The 606-nt window shown below is 51.8% G+C and carries 1 protein-coding gene; it reads left to right on the top strand.

Features of this window, described 5'->3' with window-relative positions; genetic code table 11:
- On the top strand, positions 1–189 hold a 189-nt coding region (locus tag F0L74_RS34490; RefSeq protein WP_213087166.1), incomplete at its 5' end, for a hypothetical protein.
- Positions 190–606 lie beyond the last annotated feature (417 nt).

The following is a 606-nucleotide window of genomic DNA, read 5'->3' as shown; positions in this document are numbered from 1 at the left end:
GGAGGACAGCGCTTTCCAGTACATCCGGCGGTAGCAGCCCTTATGGATATAGCTCAAGCACTCGTGATGGAAGTGTATCGGCCCGTGGCAGTTCCACTAACACTCATCCAAGCACCACAGAAGAATCCACCACGTCCGCTGGTAGCAGCACTGAAGGATATAGTTCCAGTAGCCATGATGGAAGCGTAACATCCACCGACGGTTCCAGCACAAGTGGAGGAGCTTCTTCCAGCTCAGCGTCAACCGCCAAAAGCGACGCCGCGTCATCTGAAGACGGTTTCTGGTGGTGGAATAGAAGGAAATCAGGATCCGGTCACAAAAGCGCTACCGTACAGTCATCCACAACCGATAAGACGAGCACCGACAGTGCCAGCAGCACCGATTCCACCTCAAGCACGTCCGGGGCAAGCACAACCACTTCAGGCAGTTCTTCTACCTCGGGCGGTTCAAGTACATCGGACGCTTCCTCCACTTCGTCTAGTGTTTCCAGGAGTCATCATTCAGGCGTGAACAGACTTTTACACAAGCCTGGTCAAGGAAAAATATGCCTTTGCTTCGAAAACATATTCGATATTCCTTACCATCTCCGTAAGAATATCGGTGTTT

Source organism: Chitinophaga agrisoli (assembly GCF_008386695.1).
GTDB classification, from domain to species: domain Bacteria; phylum Bacteroidota; class Bacteroidia; order Chitinophagales; family Chitinophagaceae; genus Chitinophaga; species Chitinophaga agrisoli.
The sequence above is the reverse complement of the archived record's forward strand: the minus strand, read 5'-3'. Positions and strand labels throughout refer to the sequence as shown.